Raw genomic sequence first — 16,886 nt, 5'->3', positions numbered from 1 at the left:
GATTTCGATGGCCATCAAGGCGACGGCCCGCCGGGCGCAGACGCAGGCTCCGGCATCGGTGTCGGAAGACTCCTGGATCGAGATCGACGGGCTGGACAAGGAGTACCGGCCCCGGAAGTCGGCACCGACCCAGGCGTTGAGCGACATCAACCTGACGGTACGTCGCGGCGAGTTCATCTCGGTCGTGGGACCGTCCGGGTGCGGCAAGACCACTTTGCTGAAGATCCTCGCCGGGCTCAGCCCGAAGACCGGCGGCGCGGTACGGATCGCCGGGCGGGACGTGACGAAGCCCCTTCCCGAGGTCGGGATGGTGTTCCAGGCACCGACGCTGCTGCCGTGGCGCACCATCTTCGACAACGTGATGGTGCCGGCGGAGATCCAGCGACTGGATCCCCGCCGGCACCGGGAACGCGCGCAGCAGTTGCTCGAGATGGTCGGTCTCAACGGCTTCGAGCAGAAGTACCCGCACGAGCTCAGCGGCGGCATGCAGCAGCGGGCCGGCATCTGCCGGGCGCTGGTGCACGACCCGGCGGTACTGCTGATGGACGAGCCGTTCGGCGCGCTCGACGCGATGACCCGCGAGTACATGAACGTGGAGCTGCTGCGCATCTGGCAGGAGAGCAACCAGACGATCGTCCTGGTCACGCACTCCATCCCGGAGGCGGTCTTCCTCTCCGACCGGGTGGTCGTGCTCAGCCCCCGGCCGGGCCGCATCGCGGAGGTCATGGACATCGACCTGGAGCGGCCGCGTGACCTCGGCGTCATGTCGTCCGACCGGGCCGGGGTCTACGTGGAGCGGATCCGCCGACACTTCAACGCCGCCGGCGTTATCGACTGACGAGGGACAGCCATGGCAACAAGCAACCTGGTCCGCGAGCCGGCCCAGCCACCGGCGCCGTCCGCCCGGCCCGCCAAGCCCGCCCGGCGCAAGTTCGACCTCCGCGAGAAGCCCCAGCTCTGGCTGGTCCCGACGGTCTTCGTCGTGGTCGTCCTGGCCTGGGAGTACGGCGTCCAGCTCATCGGCGTCGACGAGTACGTCCTGCCGCTGCCGTCGAGCGTGGTCGAGTCGCTGTGGCAGCAGCTCGGCGACGACCAGTTCTGGGGTCACTTCTGGGTGACCACCCAGGAGGCGCTGCTCGGGTTCGTGATCGGTGTCGGGGCCGCGCTGCTGCTCGGCACGTTCATCTCCCAGATCAAGATCGTCGAAGCCACCCTGATGCCGTACATCGTGGCCTTCCAGACCGTCCCGAAGGTCGCCCTGGCCCCGCTGTTCGTGGTCTGGTTCGGTTTCGGCCTGACCAGCAAGGTGGTCATGGCCGCGGTGATCTCGTTCTTCCCGATGCTCGTCAACGTCATCGAGGGCCTGCGGGCGGCCGACGCCGACAAGATCCAGATGCTGACGGTGTTCGGCGCGAGCAAGACCCAGATCTTCCGGATGGTCCGGCTGCCCAGCGCGCTGCCGTTCATCTTCGCCGGCCTGGACATCGGCATCGTCTTCGCCATCCTCGGCGCGGTCGTGGGCGAGTTCATCGGCGCCAAGGAGGGCCTGGGCTATCTGCTGCTCCAGACCAACTACAACTTCGACATCGCCGGCATGTTCGCCGTCCTGGTGGTGCTGTCGGTGATGGGTCTGGTGGCGCACTTCGTGATCCGGCTGCTGCAGAAGCGGCTGGCCTTCTGGGCCGAGGACACGAAGGTGATCGGCGCGTGACGACAGCTGACGGGACCGTCGTCACGCGTGCGGAGCACCGGCCGGGCGTGGTTCACGCCCGCCCGGCCGGTGGCCGGACCGGAAAGGCAGGACACGAGACATGAACACCGACCCGAACCGGTTCGACGGACGGGTGGCAGTGGTGACCGGGGCGGCCCGCGGCATCGGCGCCCGGATCGCCACGACGCTGGCACAGCGCGGCGCGACGGTGGCGCAGGCCGACCTGCTCGACGACTGGGCGGAGGCCGAGCTGACCGGCGGCGCGCACACCCGGCACCGGGTGGACGTCCGGTCGGCCGCCTCCTGCACGCAGCTGGTGGCCGAGGTCCTGGACGCCCACGGCCGCCTGGACCTGCTCGTCAACAACGCCGGGATCGTCCGGCGCGGACCGGCGGCGACGATGTCCGAGGAGGACTTCACCACCGTCCTGGACGTCAACCTGACCGGCACGTTCCGGATGAGCCAGGCCGCGTACCCGGCGCTGCGGCGCAGCGGGGGCGCGGTGGTGAACATCGGCTCCACGAACGGGCACGTCGCGGTGCTGAACACGCTCGGGTACTGCGTCAGCAAGGCCGGCGTGATGCACATGGCACGCGTGCTGGCGCTGGAGTGGGCGCCGGACCGGATCCGGGTCAACGCCGTCGGACCCACCATCGTGCCCACCGACATGACCTCCGACGTCCGCGGCGACGAGGCGTACCTGGCCGACAAGATGGCGTCGATCCCGCTGGGCCGGATGGCGCAGCCGCAGGACGTCGCCAACGCGGTCGCCTACCTGCTCAGTGACGCCGCCGCCATGACCACCGGGCAGACGATCTTCGTCGACGGCGGCGTCACCATCCACTGACTTCCCCCCTCCCCGACCCCTTCTGTGAGGACCACCATGCCCAAACCGGATACCGCGGCCGCGCTTGCGGCCGTCGACGCGCACTTCGACGAGTTCGTCGAGGAGCTCCAGCAGCTGTGCCGCATCCGCAGCCGCCGCCAGGAGCCGGAGCAGATGGAGGCCACCGCCGAGTTCATCGCCGGGTCGGTCCGCCGCTGGGGCGGCGAAGCCGAGATCATCCCGTGGGAGCAGTCGTACCCGTACGTGCTGGCCGAGGTGCCGGGCGAGGGCGACAAGGCGCTGCTGCACTTCACCCACTACGACGTGGAGGTCGAGCCGGCCGGTGACGACGCCGACTGGATCAGCCCGCCGTACGCGGCGGAGATCCACGACGGCCGGCTGTACGCCCGGGGCGTGGCCGACGACAAGGGCGTCGTCATGTCCCGCATCCACGCGGCGGCGGCCTGGAAGCTGGCCGGGCTGACCCCGCCGGTGACCAACCGGATCATCTTCGAGGGCAAGAAGTGGCTGCACAGCCCGGGTCTGGGCTCGTTCGTCGAGGCGCACGCCGACCGGCTCGCCAGCGACGCCGCGCTGTGGGAGAACTCCTGGCTCGACGGCGAGGACCGGCTGCTGCTCAAGCTCGCCGAGAAGGGCGTGCTCTACCTGCGCCTCACCGCGCAGACCCTGCCACGCGACCTGACCAGCCAGAACACCGCGCTGCTGCCGGCTGCCACGGCCCGGCTGGCCGCCGCCCTGGCGCAGTTGCAGCGGCCCGACGGCACCGTGACGATCCCCGGTTTCGCCGACGACGCCCGGCCGCCGACCGACGAGGAGCGGGCGCTGCTGGAGAAGGTGGCGTTCGACGGGGACTTCCTGCGCAAGCGGGCCCAGGTCGACCGGTTCACCGGTGACCTGGACGACCAGGGCGCCGCGGTCGCCATCCGTACCGTGCCGACGCTCACCGTCGCCGGTTTCGCCGGCGGCGACATGCGCGACGACGTGACGCTCGGCATCCCGTCGACCGCCTCGGCGAAGCTGGAGATCCGGCTGGTGCCGGGCCAGGACCCGGACCGGGTGCTCGGCTGCATCCGCGACCACCTGGCCGCGACCGGCTTCGGTGACCTGCGCATCGAGGTGATGGCGACCAGCCGGCCCAACCTCACCGACCACCGCGACCCGTTCGTCGCGCTGGTCGCCGACGCGGCCCGCCGGGTGTACGGGACCGAGCCGGTGATCGAGCCGTACACGCAGTGGATCGGCAACCAGGGCGTGATCGCCGACCGGCCGATCGTCGGCGTCGGCGTGTCCCGCGCCGACTCCGGTGTGGACGGCCCGAACGAGAACATCCGGCTGGACGACTACAAGGCCGGCATCAAGCACGTCATCGAGGTCATGGCGGCGCTGGCGGTGGCCGAGTGACCCGGGCCCGCGGCGTGGCCCGCCGCGCCTACGTCGACGTGCCGTGGGGTCAGGTGCACTACCGGCACGGCGGCGACGCCGACGCCCCGGTGCTGCTGATCCTGCACCAGTCCCCGCTCTCCTCGGCCACCTACGACGCGGTGATCGAGCCGCTGGCCCGCCGCGGCCTGCGGGTGATCGCCCCGGACACGCCGGGCTTCGGCATGTCCGACGCGCCGCCGCGCCCGTGGTCCATCCCGGAGTACGCGGCCGGGGTGTGGCAGTTCGCCGACGCCCTCGGGCTGTCCCGGGTACACCTGCTCGGGCAGCACACCGGCGCGATCGTCGGCGCGGAGGCGCTGATGTCGGCGCCGGAGCGGGTGCACCGGCTGATTCTCCAGGGCATCCCGCTCTACGACGAGCAGGAGCGGGCGGAGAAGAAGCGGTCGTACGCGCCCGGCTACGTGCCGGACCGCGACGGCGGGCACCTGAAGGTGATCTGGGACCGGGTGTACGGCCTGTACCCGCGCCTGACCCCGGAGGAGGCGGACCGGCAGGTCACCGAGTACCTGCTGACCGGACCGGACTACGCGACCGCGTACCGGGCGGTGTTCGACCACCACGTCGACACCGCCGCGCTGGACGCGCTGCCCATCGTGCTGCTGCACGGGGCCGACGACCTGCTGGACCGGATGACGCCGCAGGTGCGGGCCGCGCTGCCCGGCGCCGAGCTGGTCACCATCCCCGGCGGCACCGACTTCGTGGCCGACGAGCAGCCGGAGGCGTTCGCCGACGCGGTCGCCGCGCGGGTGCACGCCGACCTCGGGCGGGAGGTGGCGGCATGAGCGCCGGCACCCCGGTGACCGAGGCGAAGGTCGTACCGGCGAACACTGTCTACACCGCCACAGTCGAGGTCTCCGGCGGCCGCGGCGGCAGCGCCCGGTCGCTGACCGGGTCGCTGCGGGTCGACCTGACCCGTCCCGCCCAGCGGGGTCCGGACGCGCCCGGCACCGACCCGGAGGAGCTGTTCGCGGCCGGCTACGCGGCCTGCTTCGACAGCGCGCTCGCGGTCGCCGCCCGGCAGGCCGGCGTGCGGCCCGGTCCGACGACCGTCACCGCCTCGGTCTCCCTCGGGCAGACCGACGACGGCCGGTACGCGATCGCCGTGGTGCTGGACGTGTCCGCGCCGCAGTGCCCGCAGGCCGACCTGGAGCGCGCGGTGGAGCTGGCCGACCGGATGTGTCCCTACTCGAACGCCCTGCGGGGCAACACCGCGGTGGCGATCCGGGTCGATGGCCACCGCTGACCTGACCCGGCCCGCAGCGGTCCGCCACCCGGCGGATCCGCAGCGGCCCGCCGGCCCGATGGCCCTGGCCGTCGGGCTCGGCGCGGTCTACCTGATCTGGGGCTCGACCTACCTGGGCAACCGGGTGGCCCTGGACAGCATCCCGCCGCTGGTCGCCACCTCGGCCCGGTTCCTGGCCGCCGCGCTGCTGCTGTTCGCGGTGGCGGCGCTGCGCCGGGGACCGGCCGGGCTGCTGCTGCCCCGGCGGCAGTGGGGCGGGGTGGGCGCCAGCGGGCTGCTGATGGTCGGTGCGGGCAGCGCGCTGCTCGCCCTGGGCCAGCAGTACGTGCCGACCGGGCTGACGTCGCTGGTGGTGGCCGGCATGCCGCTGTGGGTGCTGGTGTTGCGGCTGGCGGTCGGTCCACGGCCGTCGGCGCTCGCGGCGGTGGGCGTACTGGGCGGGGTGGCCGGGCTGGCGCTGCTGTTCTCGGTGCCGACGAAGGGATGGCACCTCGGCGGGATGCTGCTGCTGGTGGTCTCCACGATGGTCTGGGCGCTGGGCTCGACGCTGTCGCAGCGGCTGCACATGCCGGCCGATCACCTGGTCGGCACCGGCTGGCAGATGCTCGTCGGCGGCGTCGCGGTGGCGGTGGCGAGCGTGGTCAGCGGTGAGCTGGGACGGTTCGACCTCGCCGGCGTGACCGGCCGGTCCTGGCTGGCGTGGACCTACCTGATGCTGGTGTGCACAGTGGTCGGCTTCAGCGTCTACACGTGGTTGCTGCGCAACGCGCCGATCCAGCTCGCGTCCACCTACGCGTACGTCAACCCGGTGGTGGCGGTCCTGCTCGGCATGATGGTGCTGGATGAATCGTTGTCCGGACGACAGGTGCTCGCCGGTGCCGTGGTGCTCGCCTCGGTGGCGCTCGTCATCGCGCGGGAGCGACCCCGGCAGGCCGACGGCCTCCCGCCCGGGAAGACCCCCGTCGCACCCGCCTGACGCCCGGCGACCCCACGCACGTACGTCGACAGTGGAGGAACAGAGATGATCACGACAGCGGTCGTCGAGAGCACCGCCGGCCGGACCCGTTCCGGTCTGGGCCGCGCCCTCGACATCGTCAACATCATCGCCGAACGGGCACCGGAGACCCTCGGCGTGTCGACGATCGCGCGGGAACTGGGTCTGCCGAAGGCGGTCGCGCACCGCATCCTCAAGGAGCTGGTGGCCGACAACTTCCTCACCTTCAACGAGGAGACCAAGCGGTACCGGCTCGGCACCGGCGCGCTCGCGGTGGGCCTGGCCGCGCTGCGCGCGCTGGACGTGCCGGACATCGCGCGCCGCTACCTGGTCCGGCTGGTGCGCGACACCGGCGAGACCGCCACGCTGTCGGTGCGGCAGGGCTGGTCACGCGTCTACATCGACCAGGTGCTGTCGCCGCACGAGGTCCGGATGTCGGTGTCCCTGGGCACCAGCCACGCGCTGCACTCCGGGTCGTCGTCGAAGGCGATCCTGGCGGCGCTGCCGGACGCGGAGGTCGACGACTACCTCGGCCACCACCCGCTGGACGCGGTCACCCCGGCCACCATCACCTCCACCGCCAAGCTGCGGGCCGACCTGGCCCGGATCCGGCGTCAGGGGTACGCGGTGAGCATGGGCGAGCGGCAGAACGGCGCGGGAAGTGTGGCCGCGGCGGTGCGCTACGCGACCGGGCAGGTGTTCGGCTCGATCTCGCTGTGCGGGCCGCAGAACCGGTTCACCCCGGAGGTGTGCGCCGCGCACGGGGCGCTGGTCGCCGCGGCGGCGGCGGAGATCTCCGCCGAACTGGGTTTCCGGCCGCCGGCGCAGCGTGTCGCCGGGCGGACGGGTCAGGAACAGAACTGGGGAGGTGGAACAGGTGAGTGACGGACCGCTGACGGGCCTGCGGGTGCTTGACGTCTCGACGATCCTCGCCGGGCCGCTGTGCTGTCAGATCCTCGGCGACTACGGCGCCGACGTGATCAAGATCGAGCACCCGACCATGGGTGACAGCATGCGCGGCCACGGCAAGGCCAAGGACGGCCATCCCCTGTGGTGGAAGGAGATCTCCCGCAACAAGCGGCTGGTCGGGCTGAACCTGTCCGCGCCGGAGGGCGCGGCGCTGCTGCTGCGGCTGGCCGAGCGGGCCGACGTGCTGGTGGAGAACTTCCGGCCGGGCACGCTGGAGCGCTGGGGTGTCGGCCCGGAGGAGCTGCACCGGGTCAACCCCGGTCTGGTGATCGCCCGGATCACCGGCTTCGGGCAGACCGGCCCGTACGCCTCCCGCGCCGGGTTCGGCACGCTGGCCGAGGCGATGAGCGGGTTCGCCCACCTGACCGGCACCGCGGACGGCCCGCCCACGCTGCCCGCGTTCGGGCTGGCCGACAGCATCTGCGGCATCGCCACCTCGTCGGCGGTGATGATGGCGCTGTGGCACCGGGAGCGCTCCGGCGGCCGGGGCCAGGTCGTCGACATGAGCCTGCTGGAGCCGATCATGACCGCTGTCGGTCCCGGCCCCACCGTCTACGACCAGCTCGGCGTGGTGGAGCAGCGGCAGGGCAACCGCTCGACGAACAACGCGCCGCGCAACACGTACCAGACCAAGGACGGGTCGTGGGTGGCCATCTCCACCAGCGCCCAGGCCATCGCCGAGCGGGTGCTGCGGCTGGTGGGCCACCCCGAGGTGATCGACGAGCCGTGGTTCCGTACCGGCGTCGGGCGGGTGGCGCACGCGGACCTGCTCGACGAGTACGTGGGGTCGTGGATCGCCGAGCGGACCCGCGACGAGGTGGCCGCGGCTTTCGCCGAGGCCGGTGCCGCTGTCGCCCCGGTCTACAGCGCCAAGGACATCGTCGAGGACCCGCACGTCCGGGCCACCGAGATGATCACCACGGTCGACGATCCCGACCTCGGCCCGATGCGGATGCACAACGTCATGTGGCGGATGTCGGAGACGCCGGGCCGGATCCGGTTCACCGGACGCTCCCCCGGCGCCGACACCGACGCCCTGCTCGTCGAGGAACTCGGCTGCGACCCGGCCGAGATCGCCGACCTGAAAGCCCGTGGCGTCGTCGCCTGACGACGCCGACAGCCGAAACGCGAGGAACCCCGTGGGCACCACAGCCAGAACCGCCGACCGCCTGCTCGACGCCGTGCAGGCCGGTGTCACGATCTACGACCTGGGCCGGCGGCTGACCGTCGGCATGCCGCAGTCACCGAACCACCCGGCGTTCGGGCTCACCCTGCCGCGCCGCCACGGCGACATGGTGCGCGCCGACGGCGGCTCCGCCGCCAACGACCTGCTGGTGATGGGCACGCACGTCGGCACGCACGTCGACGCGCTCGCGCACGTCTCCCAGGACGGCCGGCTGCACGGCGGCGCCGACGCCGCCGACGCGCAGGTCGGCGGCCGGTTCGACGAGCTGGGCGTGCACACCGTCGCGCCGATGGTCCGCCGGGGCGTGCTGCTGGACGTGCCCGCCGCGCTGGGCGTGGAGGCCTGCGAGCCCGGCTACGAGATCACCCCCGCCGACCTGGACGCCGCGGTGTCCCGGCAGGGCACGCCGGTGGGCCCGGGCGACGTCGTGCTCATCCGCAGCGGGTGGGGCCGGCTGTTCGACCACGAGGACCGCGGCGTGTACGTCGGCAAGGACTCCGGCGTGCCGGGGGTCGGCGCGGACGGCGCGACGTGGCTGGCGCAGCGGCAGGTGCACGCCGCCGGCGCGGACACCATCGCCTTCGAGTGCCTGCCGCCGGGCAAGGGCCACAGCTCGCTGCCGGCCCACCGGATCCTGCTGGTCGAGCACGGCGTCTACCTGATCGAGACGATGGCGCTGGAGGAGCTGGCCCGCGACGAGGTGCACGAGTTCACATTCGTCATGGCGCCGCTGCCGCTGTACGGCGCCACCGGCTCCCCGGTGCGCCCGCTGGCGGTGATCAGCCGTGGCTGAGCCGACCCTGGGCCGCCACCTGGCCACCTTCGCCGCCGACACCGCCGCCGAGACGCTGCCCGACGAGGTCGTCGCGAGCGTCCGGGCCCGTGTCCTGGACGTGCTCGGCCTCTGCGTGGCGGCCCGGCCGCTGCCGACCAGCCAGGCGGCCCTCGCCTACGTCGAGGAGCAGGGCGGCCGTGGCCAGGCCACTGTCGTCGGCCTGGACGAGAAGTCGCCGGCCGCGCTGGCCGCGTTCGCCAACGGCGTGCTGGCGCACTCGCTCGACTACGACGACACGCACCTGCCGTCGGTGCTGCACCCGAGCGCGTCGGTGGTGCCGGCCGCGCTGGCCGCCGCCGAGGCGTCCGGGGCGTCCGGGCGGGAGACGGTCGCGGCCATCGCCGTCGGCCTGGAGGTGTGCGTCCGGCTCGGCATGGCCGGTTACGACCCGGCCGCCGGCAACTCCGTCTTCTTCGAGCACGGGCAGCACGCCACCTCGATCTGCGGCACGCTCGGCGGCGCGGTGGCGGCGGCCCGGCTGCTGAAGCTGGACGCCGACGGCGCGCTCGACGCGCTCGGCGTATCCGCCTCGATGGCCGCCGGTCTGATCGAGTCCAACCGCAACGGCGGCACCGTCAAGCGGATCCACTGCGGCTGGGCGGCGCACGCGGCGGTGAGCGCCGCGCAGCTGGCCCGGCACGGCGTGACCGGCCCGCCGACGGTGCTGGAGGGACGCTTCGGCTTCTTCCAGGCGTTCCTGCGCGGCGAGTTCGACGGCGACGAGATCGTCCGCGGGCTCGGCACCGACTGGGCGGTGCCGGGCATCTTCTTCAAGCCGTACCCGGCGAACCACTTCACCCACGCCGCCATCGACGCGGCGATCGCGTTGCGCGAGCGCGGGCTGCCGCTGGACGAGATCGAGTCGATCACGCTCGGCGTGCCGACGCCGACGGTGCGCACCATCGGCCAGCCCATCGAGCGCAAGCGGGCGCCGCAGACCGGCTACGAGGCGCAGTTCAGCGGCCCGTACGCGGTGGTCGCCGGCCTGATCGGCGGCGGCGGTCTCGGCGTGGACCTCGCCGACTTCACCGACGCCCTGGCGCACGACCCGCAGCGGCGGGCGCTGATGGCGCTGGTCGACGTGGTGGGCGACGAGCGGTGCGACGCGATCTTCCCGCACCAGTTCCCGGCCGTGCTGCGGGTGGTCACCCGCGACGGGCGGGAGTGGGTGCAGGAGGTGCTCGCCAACCGGGGCGGGCCGCAGCGTCCGCTCAGCGACGCCGAACTGGCGGTCAAGTTCCGCACCAACGCCGCCGCCCTGCCGGAGGCGACCGCCGACCGCATCACCGAGGAGGTCCACCGGCTGGACCGGGCCCCCGACGTCCACGGCCTGATGGGCCTGATCAACCGCCGCTGAACCGAGCACGAGGAGCAACACCATGAGCACCTACGACCTGCTGCTGACGAACGTCCGCGTGGTCCGGCACGACCGGCCCGAACCCGAGCTGATGGACATCGGCGTCACCGACGGACGGATCAGCCGCGTCGCCCCGCAGATCGACCGGGCGGAGGCCGCCCAGGTCGTCGACGGCGGCGGCCGGCTCGCCTTCCCCGGCGTGGTGGACGCGCACCAGCACTGGGGCATCTACAACCCGCTGAGCGAGGACGCCGTCTCGGAGAGCCGCGCCTCGGTGCAGGGCGGCGTCACCACGGCGCTGAACTACATGCGCACCGGGCAGTACTACCTCAACCGGGGCGGCCGGTACGCCGACTTCTTCCCCGAGGTGCTGTCCGCGACCGAGGGCCGCTCCTACATCGACTACGGCTTCCACCTGGCGCCGATGTCGCGGGAGCACATCGGCGAGGTGCCGTCCCTGGTCGAGGAGCACGGCGTCACCTCGTTCAAGATCTTCATGTTCTACGGCAGCCACGGCCTGCACGGCCGGTCCGCCGACCAGAACTCGTTCCTGATGATCCCGGAGGGCGAGCGGTACGACTACGCCCACTTCGAGTTCGTGATGCGGGGCGTCCAGGCGGCCCGGGAGCGTTTCCCCGAGCTGGCCGACGAGATCTCGCTGTCGCTGCACTGCGAGACCGCCGAGATCATGAGCGCGTACACCAAGCAGGTCGAGCAGGACGGCACGCTGCGCGGGCTGGAGGCGTACCACGCGTCGCGGCCGCCGCACTCCGAGGGACTGGCCGTGTCGATCGCGTCGTACCTGGCGCACGAGACCGGTCTGCCGAAGATCAACCTCCTGCACCTGACCTCGGAGAAGGCTGTCGACGCGGCGCTGCGGATGGCGCGGGCGTTCCCGCACATCGACTTCCGCCGCGAGGTGACCATCGGCCACCTGGTCGCCGACATCGACACCGCGCACGGCCTGGGCGGCAAGGTCAACCCGCCGCTGCGCCCGCGCGCCGACGTCGAGGCGCTCTGGGGGTACGTCCTGGACGGCAAGATCGACTGGGTGGTCAGCGACCACGCCTGCTGCAAGGACGAGGTCAAGTTCGGTGAGCCGCGCGACGACATCTTCGTCGCCAAGTCCGGCTTCGGCGGCGCCGAGTACCTGCTGCCCGGCCTGGTCACCGAGGGCAACCGGCGCGGCCTGTCGTACCAGCGGGTGGCGGAGCTGACCTCGTGGAACCCGGCTCAGCGCTTCGGCCTGCGCAACAAGGGCGCGCTGCTGCAGGGGTACGACGCCGACATCTGCCTGGTCGACCCGGACTCGACCTGGACGGTGCGCGCCGAGGACTCCGAGTCGACGCAGGAGTACACGCCGTTCGAGGGCTTCGAGCTGACCGCACGGGTCACCGACACCTTCGTCCGCGGGCAGCACGTGCTCGTCGACGGCAAGGTGACCGGCGAGCCGGCCGGCCGCTACCTCGCCCGCCCGCAGCGGTAGGGGGAACGACTGATGGCGGCGGTGGCGCGCAGTTACCTGTACGTGCCGGGCGACCGGGCGGACCTGCTGGACAAGGCGGCCGGGCGCGGCGCGGACGCGCTCGTGCTCGACCTGGAGGACGCGGTCACGCCGGCCCGCAAGGCGCAGGCCCGGGAGACGGTCGCCGGGTACCTGGGCGCCACCGCGCCGGCCGCCGGCCCCGAGCTGTGGGTGCGGATCAACAGCGACCAGGTCGAGGCGGACGTCGAGGTGCTCTCCCCGGCGGCGGCCGGGGTCTGGGTACCGAAGGCCGAGCCGGACCTGCTCGCCGAGGTCGACGCGGCGCTGACCCGGGTGCAGCGGCGGCTCGGCCCGGACGCCCCGGCGTTCCGGGTGGTGGCGCTGATCGAGACCGCCCGGGGCGTGCTCACCGCGCCGCGGGTGGCCGAAGCGCCACGGGTGCTGCGGCTCGGCCTCGGCGAGGCGGACCTCGCCGGTGAGCTGGGGTTGCAGCCCGGGCCGGAGCGGGCGGAGTTCGCGCCGATCCGCTCCCAGGTCGTGGTCGCGTCGGCAGCGGCCGGCATCACCCCGCCGGTGGGGCCGGTGGAGACGACGCTGCGCGACCCGGAGCGGCTGGAGCAGACCACCCGGGCGCTGCTGCGGCAGGGCTTCCGGGCGCGCAGCGCCATCCACCCCGGGCAGATCGCGACGGTCAACGAGGTGTTCACCCCCACCGAGGCCGAGGTGGCCTCGGCGCGGGCCGTGCTGGAGGCGCTGGAGCGGGCCGAACGCGGCGGCTCCGGGGTGGCCACCGACGCCGGCGGGCGGCTGCTGGACCGGGCGGTGGTACGGGCCGCCGCCGAGGTGGTACGCCGCGCCGAGGCGTCCGCGGGGTGACACGTGACGCCGGGCCGGGGACCGTCGACGGGTACGACGTGGCCCGGCCCGGCGTGGGTCAGGGCGTACCGAGCGTGGCGCGGGCAGCCAGGATGTGCGCCCGCATCACCGAGCCGGCCCAGGCCCGGTCGCGCGCCTCGAACGCGTCGATCAGCTCCCGGTGGTGCGACATGCTGCGCGCCATCGCCGCCTCGTCGTACCGGCGGAACGTGCGGTTCACCAGCGGCGTCTGCACCACCGCCCCGAGCAGCGCGCTCAACCGGCGGTTCCGCCCGGCGCCCAGGATGATCTCGTGGAACTGCGCGTTGCAGACCGCGATCCGGTCCGCCCGGTCCCGCCGCTGACCGGCCGCGTAGCCCTCCATCTCGGCGCACAGCTCGCGCAGCCGGGCGATCTCCTCCGGCGTGATCCGGGTCGCGGCCAGCTCGGCGCCGTACCCCTCCAGCAGGGCACGCAGCTCGAAGATCTCCTCCAGGTCCTGCTCCCGCCAGGCCGGGACGGTGGCGCCCCGGTTGGCCTCCCAGTCCACCAGGCCCTCGGCGTGCAGCCGGCGCAGCGCCTCCCGTACGGGGGTGCGGCTCACCCCCACCGCGGCGGCGAGGTCCTCCTCGGAGAGCTTCTTCCCCGGCTCGTACGCCCCACCGAGGATGCGCGTCTTGATCGACTCGTACGCCGACTGCGTGGCCCGGCCCATGCGTCCCCCTCTGTTCACCGATGGTGAACCTACATCGACGCGGTGGAACCGCCGTTGACGGCGTACTCCGAGCCGGTCACCTGCCGGGACCGGTCCCCGGCCAGGAAGAGCACCACCTCGGCGACGTCCTCCGGCTCGTTCATCCGGCCCAGCGGCAGCCGGCGCAGCTCGTGCACGACGTGGTCGGCGGCGGCGGAGACGTCGATGCCGAGCCGGAGCGCGACCGACTCCAGGTAGGCGTCCATGGTCGCGGTCCGGGTCGGGCCGGGCGCGACGGTGTTCACCCGTACACCCCGGGAGCCGTACTCCAGGGCCAGGCCCTTGGCGAGGCTGAGCAGCGCGGCCTTGCTGACCGCGTAGTCGAGCATGTGCGGCTTGGGGTGCCGCGCCGCCTCGGAGCCGATGGTGACCACGCTGCCGCCGCCCCGCTCGACCATGAGCGGCACGAGCGCGCGGCACAGGCGCACGCAGGACATCACGTTCACGTCCCAGGTGCGCTGCCAGGCGGCGTCGTCGATGTCGGTGAACGCGTCCCGGTACGGCGCGAGCGCCACGTTGTTGACGAGCACGTCCGCGCCGCCGTACCGGCTGGTCACCTCCCGCACGACGGCGGCGACGCCGGCCGGGGTGCCCAGGTCGGCGGTGACCGGGACGCCCACGCAGGCGGAGACGTCCAGGTCGGCGGAGACCACCTCGGCGCCCTCGTCGGCCAGCCGGCGGGCCACGGCGAGCCCGATCCCCGATCCGGCGCCGGTGACGACGGCGACCCTGCCCCTCATCCGCTTCTCCCCTCGGTGCCGTCGGCGAGCACCTCGTCGGTGTGCTCGCCGAGCGTCGGTGCGAGCCGGCCGGCCGGCAACGGCGAGCCGGACATGACGATCGGCGAGGCGACGCTGCGCAGCCGCCCGGCCACCGGATGCTCGACGATCGACACCAGGCCGGACCCGGCCTCTTCCTCCTCGCGGAGGATCTCCTCGTAGCCGGCCAGCGGCGCGCACGGCACGTCGATCGCGGACAGCTCCGCCAGCCACTCGGCCGTGGTACGCCCGAGCAGCACCTCGGCGACCACCCGGTAGAGCCCGTCGGCGTTGGCGATCCGCTTGCCGACGGTGTCGTAGTCGGGGTGGCGCAGCAGGTCGGCGCGCCCGACCAGGGTGAGGAACCGTTCCCACTGCCGGCCGGTGTAGATCAGGACGCACAGGTGCCCGTCGGCGGTGGCGTACGGACGGCGGTTCGGCGCGGCGGTACGCGGGTAGAGCGGCGGCCCGGTGGGCGGGTCGAACGTCCAGCCGTCGAGCTGTTCGAGCAGGCCGAAGGCGACCATCGTGTCGTACATCGGCACCTCGACGCGCTGCCCCTCGCCGGTGGCGTCGCGGTGCCGCAGCGCGGCGAGCACGGCGGTGGACGCGGTGAGCCCGGTGATCTTGTCGGCGAGCGGTGTGACGACGTACCCGGGCTGGTCCTGGTTGACGCTCTGGAGCCGGGCGATGCCGGAGGCGCCCTGGATCACGTCGTCGTAGGCGGGCCGGTCGGCGTGCCGGCCGGTGCCACGGAAGCCCGGGATCGCGCAGTAGACGATCGCCGGGTGCAGCGCGCGTACGTCGTCGTAGGTGAGCGCGAGCCGGGCCGCGGCGGCCGGGCGCATGTTGTGCACCAGCACGTCCACCGTCGGCACCAGCCGGTCGAACGCGGCCCGGTCGGCGGGCGCCTTGAGGTCCAGCAGGACGCTCTTCTTGCCCCGGTTCATGTTGAGGAACACCGCCGCCATGCCGGGGGTGCGGGCGGCGCCGAGCTGGCGGGCGATGTCGCCGCCCGGCGGCTCCACCTTGATCACCTCGGCGCCCAGGTCGGCCAGCATCAGCGTGCAGTACGGGCCGGAGAACGTGCTGGTCAGGTCCAGCACCCGGAGTCCGGTCAGCGGCCCGGTCACGGGAAGCCACCGGCCCGGCTCAGCATGCCCGGCAGCTCGGCGCCGAACACCTCGCCCAGCCACCTGGCGTTGTCGATGGCCGCCTCCTGCGACACCCCGGTCCGGGTGCCGGAGCGTTCCAACGCGTACACCACGTCCTCGGTGGCCACGTTGCCGGTGGCGGCCGGCGCGAACGGGCAGCCGCCGATGCCGCCGACGCTGGCGTCGATCGCCCGCGCCCCGGCCCCGACGGCGGCCAGGACGTTCGCCAGGCCCAGGTTGCGGGTGTTGTGGAAGTGCCCGCGCAGGCTCGCCCCGGTGCGCTCGCGTACGGCGGTGAACAGGCGCTCCACCTGGGACGGCACGGCCACGCCGATGGTGTCGGCGAGCGCCACCTCGTCCGGTGCCACCGGTGCCAGGTCGTCGACGACGCGCAGCACGCGCTCCGGCGGCGTCTCCCCCTCGAACGGGCAGCCGAACGCGGCACCGACCGTGACCGACGCGCGCAGCCCCTGCTCGCGGGCGCGGGGCAGCAGCCGCCGCACCTGCGCCACCGCCTCGGCGGTGGTCGTGCCCTGGTTGCGCCGGCAGAACGTGTCGGTGGCGACGACCACGAAGTTGACCTCGGTGACGCCGGCGGCGACCGCCCGGTCCAGGCCGCGGCCGTTCATCACCAGGCCGATCGAGGCCAGGCCCGGCTCGTCGCGGACCAGTGCCGCCAGCGCGTCGGCGTCGGCGAGCTTCGGCACCTTCGCCGGGTTGACGAAGCTCGTCACCTCGACCCGCCGGCTGCCCGCCGCGACGGCCCGGCGTACCAGTTCGGCCTTCTGCCCGGTGGTCAGCTCCGCCGGGTGGTTCTGGAGGCCGTCCCGGGGGCCGACCTCGACGATCTCGACGTTCAAGACAGCGCCTTCAGTCCGGCCTGCGCGACCTCCATGTCCTGCGTGTAGTGGCCGCCGCTGACCCCGATGCCGCCGACCAGCACGTCGTCGACCTTCACCGGATAGCCGCCGCCGAAGGTCACCAGCCGGTCGATCGCGGGCGGGGCGCCCATCGCCAGCGGCCCGTCGTCCTTGATGAAGTCGTACCAGCCGTCGCTGCTGAGCCCGAAACCGACTGCCGTGTACGCCTTGTCCTGCGCCAGCTGGACGCTCACCAGCGGCGCGCCGTCCATCCGCTCGTACGCCTTCAGCACGCCGCTCTCGTCGCACACCGCGACGGTGACCGCGAAGCCCATCTCCTCGGCGCGGGCGACGGCGGCGGCCACCATCGCCCGCGCGGCCGACGCGGAGATCGAGCGCTTCTTCACCACGTACGGGTTCTTCGCCATGACTGC

The 16,886-nt window shown here is 73.1% G+C and carries 18 protein-coding genes; 13 read left to right on the top strand and 5 right to left on the bottom strand.

Features of this window, described 5'->3' with window-relative positions; genetic code table 11:
* Nucleotides 1–7 precede the first annotated feature (7 nt).
* From IF06_RS0101355 to IF06_RS0101295, 13 genes are all read left to right on the top strand, one after another.
* Nucleotides 8–838, top strand: a complete 831-nt coding sequence (locus IF06_RS0101355) for an ABC transporter ATP-binding protein (RefSeq protein WP_013286891.1) — start codon at nucleotides 8–10, stop codon at nucleotides 836–838.
* Between the two features lie 12 nt (nucleotides 839–850).
* Nucleotides 851–1,711 (top strand): ABC transporter permease, encoded by an 861-nt coding sequence (locus IF06_RS0101350; RefSeq protein ID WP_030268404.1) that lies wholly within the window; start codon nucleotides 851–853, stop codon nucleotides 1,709–1,711.
* 100 nt (nucleotides 1,712–1,811) lie between these two features.
* Complete coding sequence (locus IF06_RS0101345) at nucleotides 1,812–2,558, top strand: SDR family NAD(P)-dependent oxidoreductase (protein WP_013286893.1); 747 nt, start codon at nucleotides 1,812–1,814, stop codon at nucleotides 2,556–2,558.
* Nucleotides 2,559–2,594: 36 nt separating this feature from the next.
* Nucleotides 2,595–3,959, top strand: a complete 1,365-nt coding sequence (locus tag IF06_RS0101340; RefSeq protein ID WP_013476397.1) for a M20/M25/M40 family metallo-hydrolase — start codon at nucleotides 2,595–2,597, stop codon at nucleotides 3,957–3,959.
* Nucleotides 3,956–4,783: an alpha/beta fold hydrolase gene (locus tag IF06_RS0101335; protein ID WP_013476396.1), complete on the top strand. Its 828-nt coding sequence runs from the start codon at nucleotides 3,956–3,958 to the stop codon at nucleotides 4,781–4,783. The genes IF06_RS0101340 and IF06_RS0101335 overlap by 4 nt, the downstream gene beginning before the upstream one ends.
* Complete coding sequence (locus tag IF06_RS0101330) at nucleotides 4,780–5,244, top strand: Ohr family peroxiredoxin (RefSeq protein WP_013286896.1); 465 nt, start codon at nucleotides 4,780–4,782, stop codon at nucleotides 5,242–5,244. The genes IF06_RS0101335 and IF06_RS0101330 overlap by 4 nt, the downstream gene beginning before the upstream one ends.
* Complete coding sequence (locus IF06_RS0101325) at nucleotides 5,231–6,220, top strand: EamA family transporter (protein ID WP_030268400.1); 990 nt, start codon at nucleotides 5,231–5,233, stop codon at nucleotides 6,218–6,220. The genes IF06_RS0101330 and IF06_RS0101325 overlap by 14 nt, the downstream gene beginning before the upstream one ends.
* A gap of 45 nt (nucleotides 6,221–6,265) precedes the next feature.
* Entirely contained in the window at nucleotides 6,266–7,123 is an 858-nt protein-coding gene (locus tag IF06_RS0101320) for an IclR family transcriptional regulator (protein WP_013286898.1), read from the top strand.
* Nucleotides 7,116–8,315, top strand: coding sequence for a CaiB/BaiF CoA transferase family protein (locus IF06_RS0101315; protein ID WP_013286899.1), 1,200 nt, complete (start codon nucleotides 7,116–7,118; stop codon nucleotides 8,313–8,315). Before IF06_RS0101320 ends, IF06_RS0101315 begins: the two co-directional genes overlap by 8 nt.
* A 31-nt stretch (nucleotides 8,316–8,346) precedes the next feature.
* Nucleotides 8,347–9,186 (top strand): cyclase family protein, encoded by an 840-nt coding sequence (locus IF06_RS0101310; RefSeq protein WP_013476393.1) that lies wholly within the window; start codon nucleotides 8,347–8,349, stop codon nucleotides 9,184–9,186.
* Nucleotides 9,179–10,585: an MmgE/PrpD family protein gene (locus IF06_RS0101305; RefSeq protein WP_030268397.1), complete on the top strand. Its 1,407-nt coding sequence runs from the start codon at nucleotides 9,179–9,181 to the stop codon at nucleotides 10,583–10,585. The genes IF06_RS0101310 and IF06_RS0101305 overlap by 8 nt, the downstream gene beginning before the upstream one ends.
* A gap of 22 nt (nucleotides 10,586–10,607) precedes the next feature.
* Entirely contained in the window at nucleotides 10,608–12,071 is a 1,464-nt protein-coding gene (locus IF06_RS0101300; protein WP_030268395.1) for a dihydroorotase, read from the top strand.
* Between the two features lie 12 nt (nucleotides 12,072–12,083).
* The gene (locus IF06_RS0101295) at nucleotides 12,084–12,947 is read left to right on the top strand and encodes an HpcH/HpaI aldolase/citrate lyase family protein (RefSeq protein ID WP_030268392.1); all 864 of its coding nucleotides are present in this window, start codon (nucleotides 12,084–12,086) and stop codon (nucleotides 12,945–12,947) included.
* A 58-nt stretch (nucleotides 12,948–13,005) separates the two neighbouring features.
* Here IF06_RS0101295 and IF06_RS0101290 read toward each other — a convergent pair whose 3' ends face one another.
* Genes IF06_RS0101290 through IF06_RS0101270 form a run of 5 tightly spaced genes read right to left on the bottom strand, consistent with a single transcriptional unit; the run spans nucleotide 13,006 to nucleotide 16,880 of the window.
* Complete coding sequence (locus IF06_RS0101290) at nucleotides 13,006–13,641, bottom strand: GntR family transcriptional regulator (protein ID WP_013286904.1); 636 nt, start codon at nucleotides 13,639–13,641, stop codon at nucleotides 13,006–13,008.
* 29 nt (nucleotides 13,642–13,670) lie between these two features.
* Nucleotides 13,671–14,420, bottom strand: a complete 750-nt coding sequence (locus IF06_RS0101285) for an SDR family NAD(P)-dependent oxidoreductase (protein WP_013286905.1) — start codon at nucleotides 14,418–14,420, stop codon at nucleotides 13,671–13,673.
* Nucleotides 14,417–15,571: a CaiB/BaiF CoA transferase family protein gene (locus tag IF06_RS0101280; RefSeq protein WP_030268391.1), complete on the bottom strand. Its 1,155-nt coding sequence runs from the start codon at nucleotides 15,569–15,571 to the stop codon at nucleotides 14,417–14,419. Before IF06_RS0101280 ends, IF06_RS0101285 begins: the two co-directional genes overlap by 4 nt.
* Nucleotides 15,568–16,452 (bottom strand): hydroxymethylglutaryl-CoA lyase, encoded by an 885-nt coding sequence (locus IF06_RS0101275; protein WP_030268389.1) that lies wholly within the window; start codon nucleotides 16,450–16,452, stop codon nucleotides 15,568–15,570. Before IF06_RS0101275 ends, IF06_RS0101280 begins: the two co-directional genes overlap by 4 nt.
* Entirely contained in the window at nucleotides 16,449–16,880 is a 432-nt protein-coding gene (locus tag IF06_RS0101270) for a GlcG/HbpS family heme-binding protein (RefSeq protein WP_030268387.1), read from the bottom strand. The genes IF06_RS0101275 and IF06_RS0101270 overlap by 4 nt, the downstream gene beginning before the upstream one ends.
* Nucleotides 16,881–16,886 lie beyond the last annotated feature (6 nt).

The organism is Micromonospora globosa (genome assembly GCF_000717585.1).
GTDB lineage: Bacteria > Actinomycetota > Actinomycetes > Mycobacteriales > Micromonosporaceae > Micromonospora > Micromonospora aurantiaca.
This window is presented reverse-complemented; position numbering and strand designations above follow the sequence as displayed.

Excerpts from the sequence above, each read along its gene's own strand:
- IF06_RS0101355 (WP_013286891.1), top strand. The coding sequence starts at position 8 with ATGGCCATCAAGGCGACGGCCCGCCGGGCGCAGACGCAGGCTCCGGCA.
- IF06_RS0101350 (WP_030268404.1), top strand. The coding sequence starts at position 851 with ATGGCAACAAGCAACCTGGTCCGCGAGCCGGCCCAGCCACCGGCGCCG.
- IF06_RS0101345 (WP_013286893.1), top strand. The coding sequence starts at position 1,812 with ATGAACACCGACCCGAACCGGTTCGACGGACGGGTGGCAGTGGTGACC.
- IF06_RS0101340 (WP_013476397.1), top strand. The coding sequence starts at position 2,595 with ATGCCCAAACCGGATACCGCGGCCGCGCTTGCGGCCGTCGACGCGCAC.
- IF06_RS0101330 (WP_013286896.1), top strand. The coding sequence starts at position 4,780 with ATGAGCGCCGGCACCCCGGTGACCGAGGCGAAGGTCGTACCGGCGAAC.
- IF06_RS0101325 (WP_030268400.1), top strand. The coding sequence starts at position 5,231 with ATGGCCACCGCTGACCTGACCCGGCCCGCAGCGGTCCGCCACCCGGCG.
- IF06_RS0101320 (WP_013286898.1), top strand. The coding sequence starts at position 6,266 with ATGATCACGACAGCGGTCGTCGAGAGCACCGCCGGCCGGACCCGTTCC.
- IF06_RS0101300 (WP_030268395.1), top strand. The coding sequence starts at position 10,608 with ATGAGCACCTACGACCTGCTGCTGACGAACGTCCGCGTGGTCCGGCAC.
- IF06_RS0101295 (WP_030268392.1), top strand. The coding sequence starts at position 12,084 with ATGGCGGCGGTGGCGCGCAGTTACCTGTACGTGCCGGGCGACCGGGCG.
- IF06_RS0101290 (WP_013286904.1), bottom strand. The coding sequence starts at position 13,641 with ATGGGCCGGGCCACGCAGTCGGCGTACGAGTCGATCAAGACGCGCATC.
- IF06_RS0101285 (WP_013286905.1), bottom strand. The coding sequence starts at position 14,420 with ATGAGGGGCAGGGTCGCCGTCGTCACCGGCGCCGGATCGGGGATCGGG.
- IF06_RS0101270 (WP_030268387.1), bottom strand. The coding sequence starts at position 16,880 with ATGGCGAAGAACCCGTACGTGGTGAAGAAGCGCTCGATCTCCGCGTCG.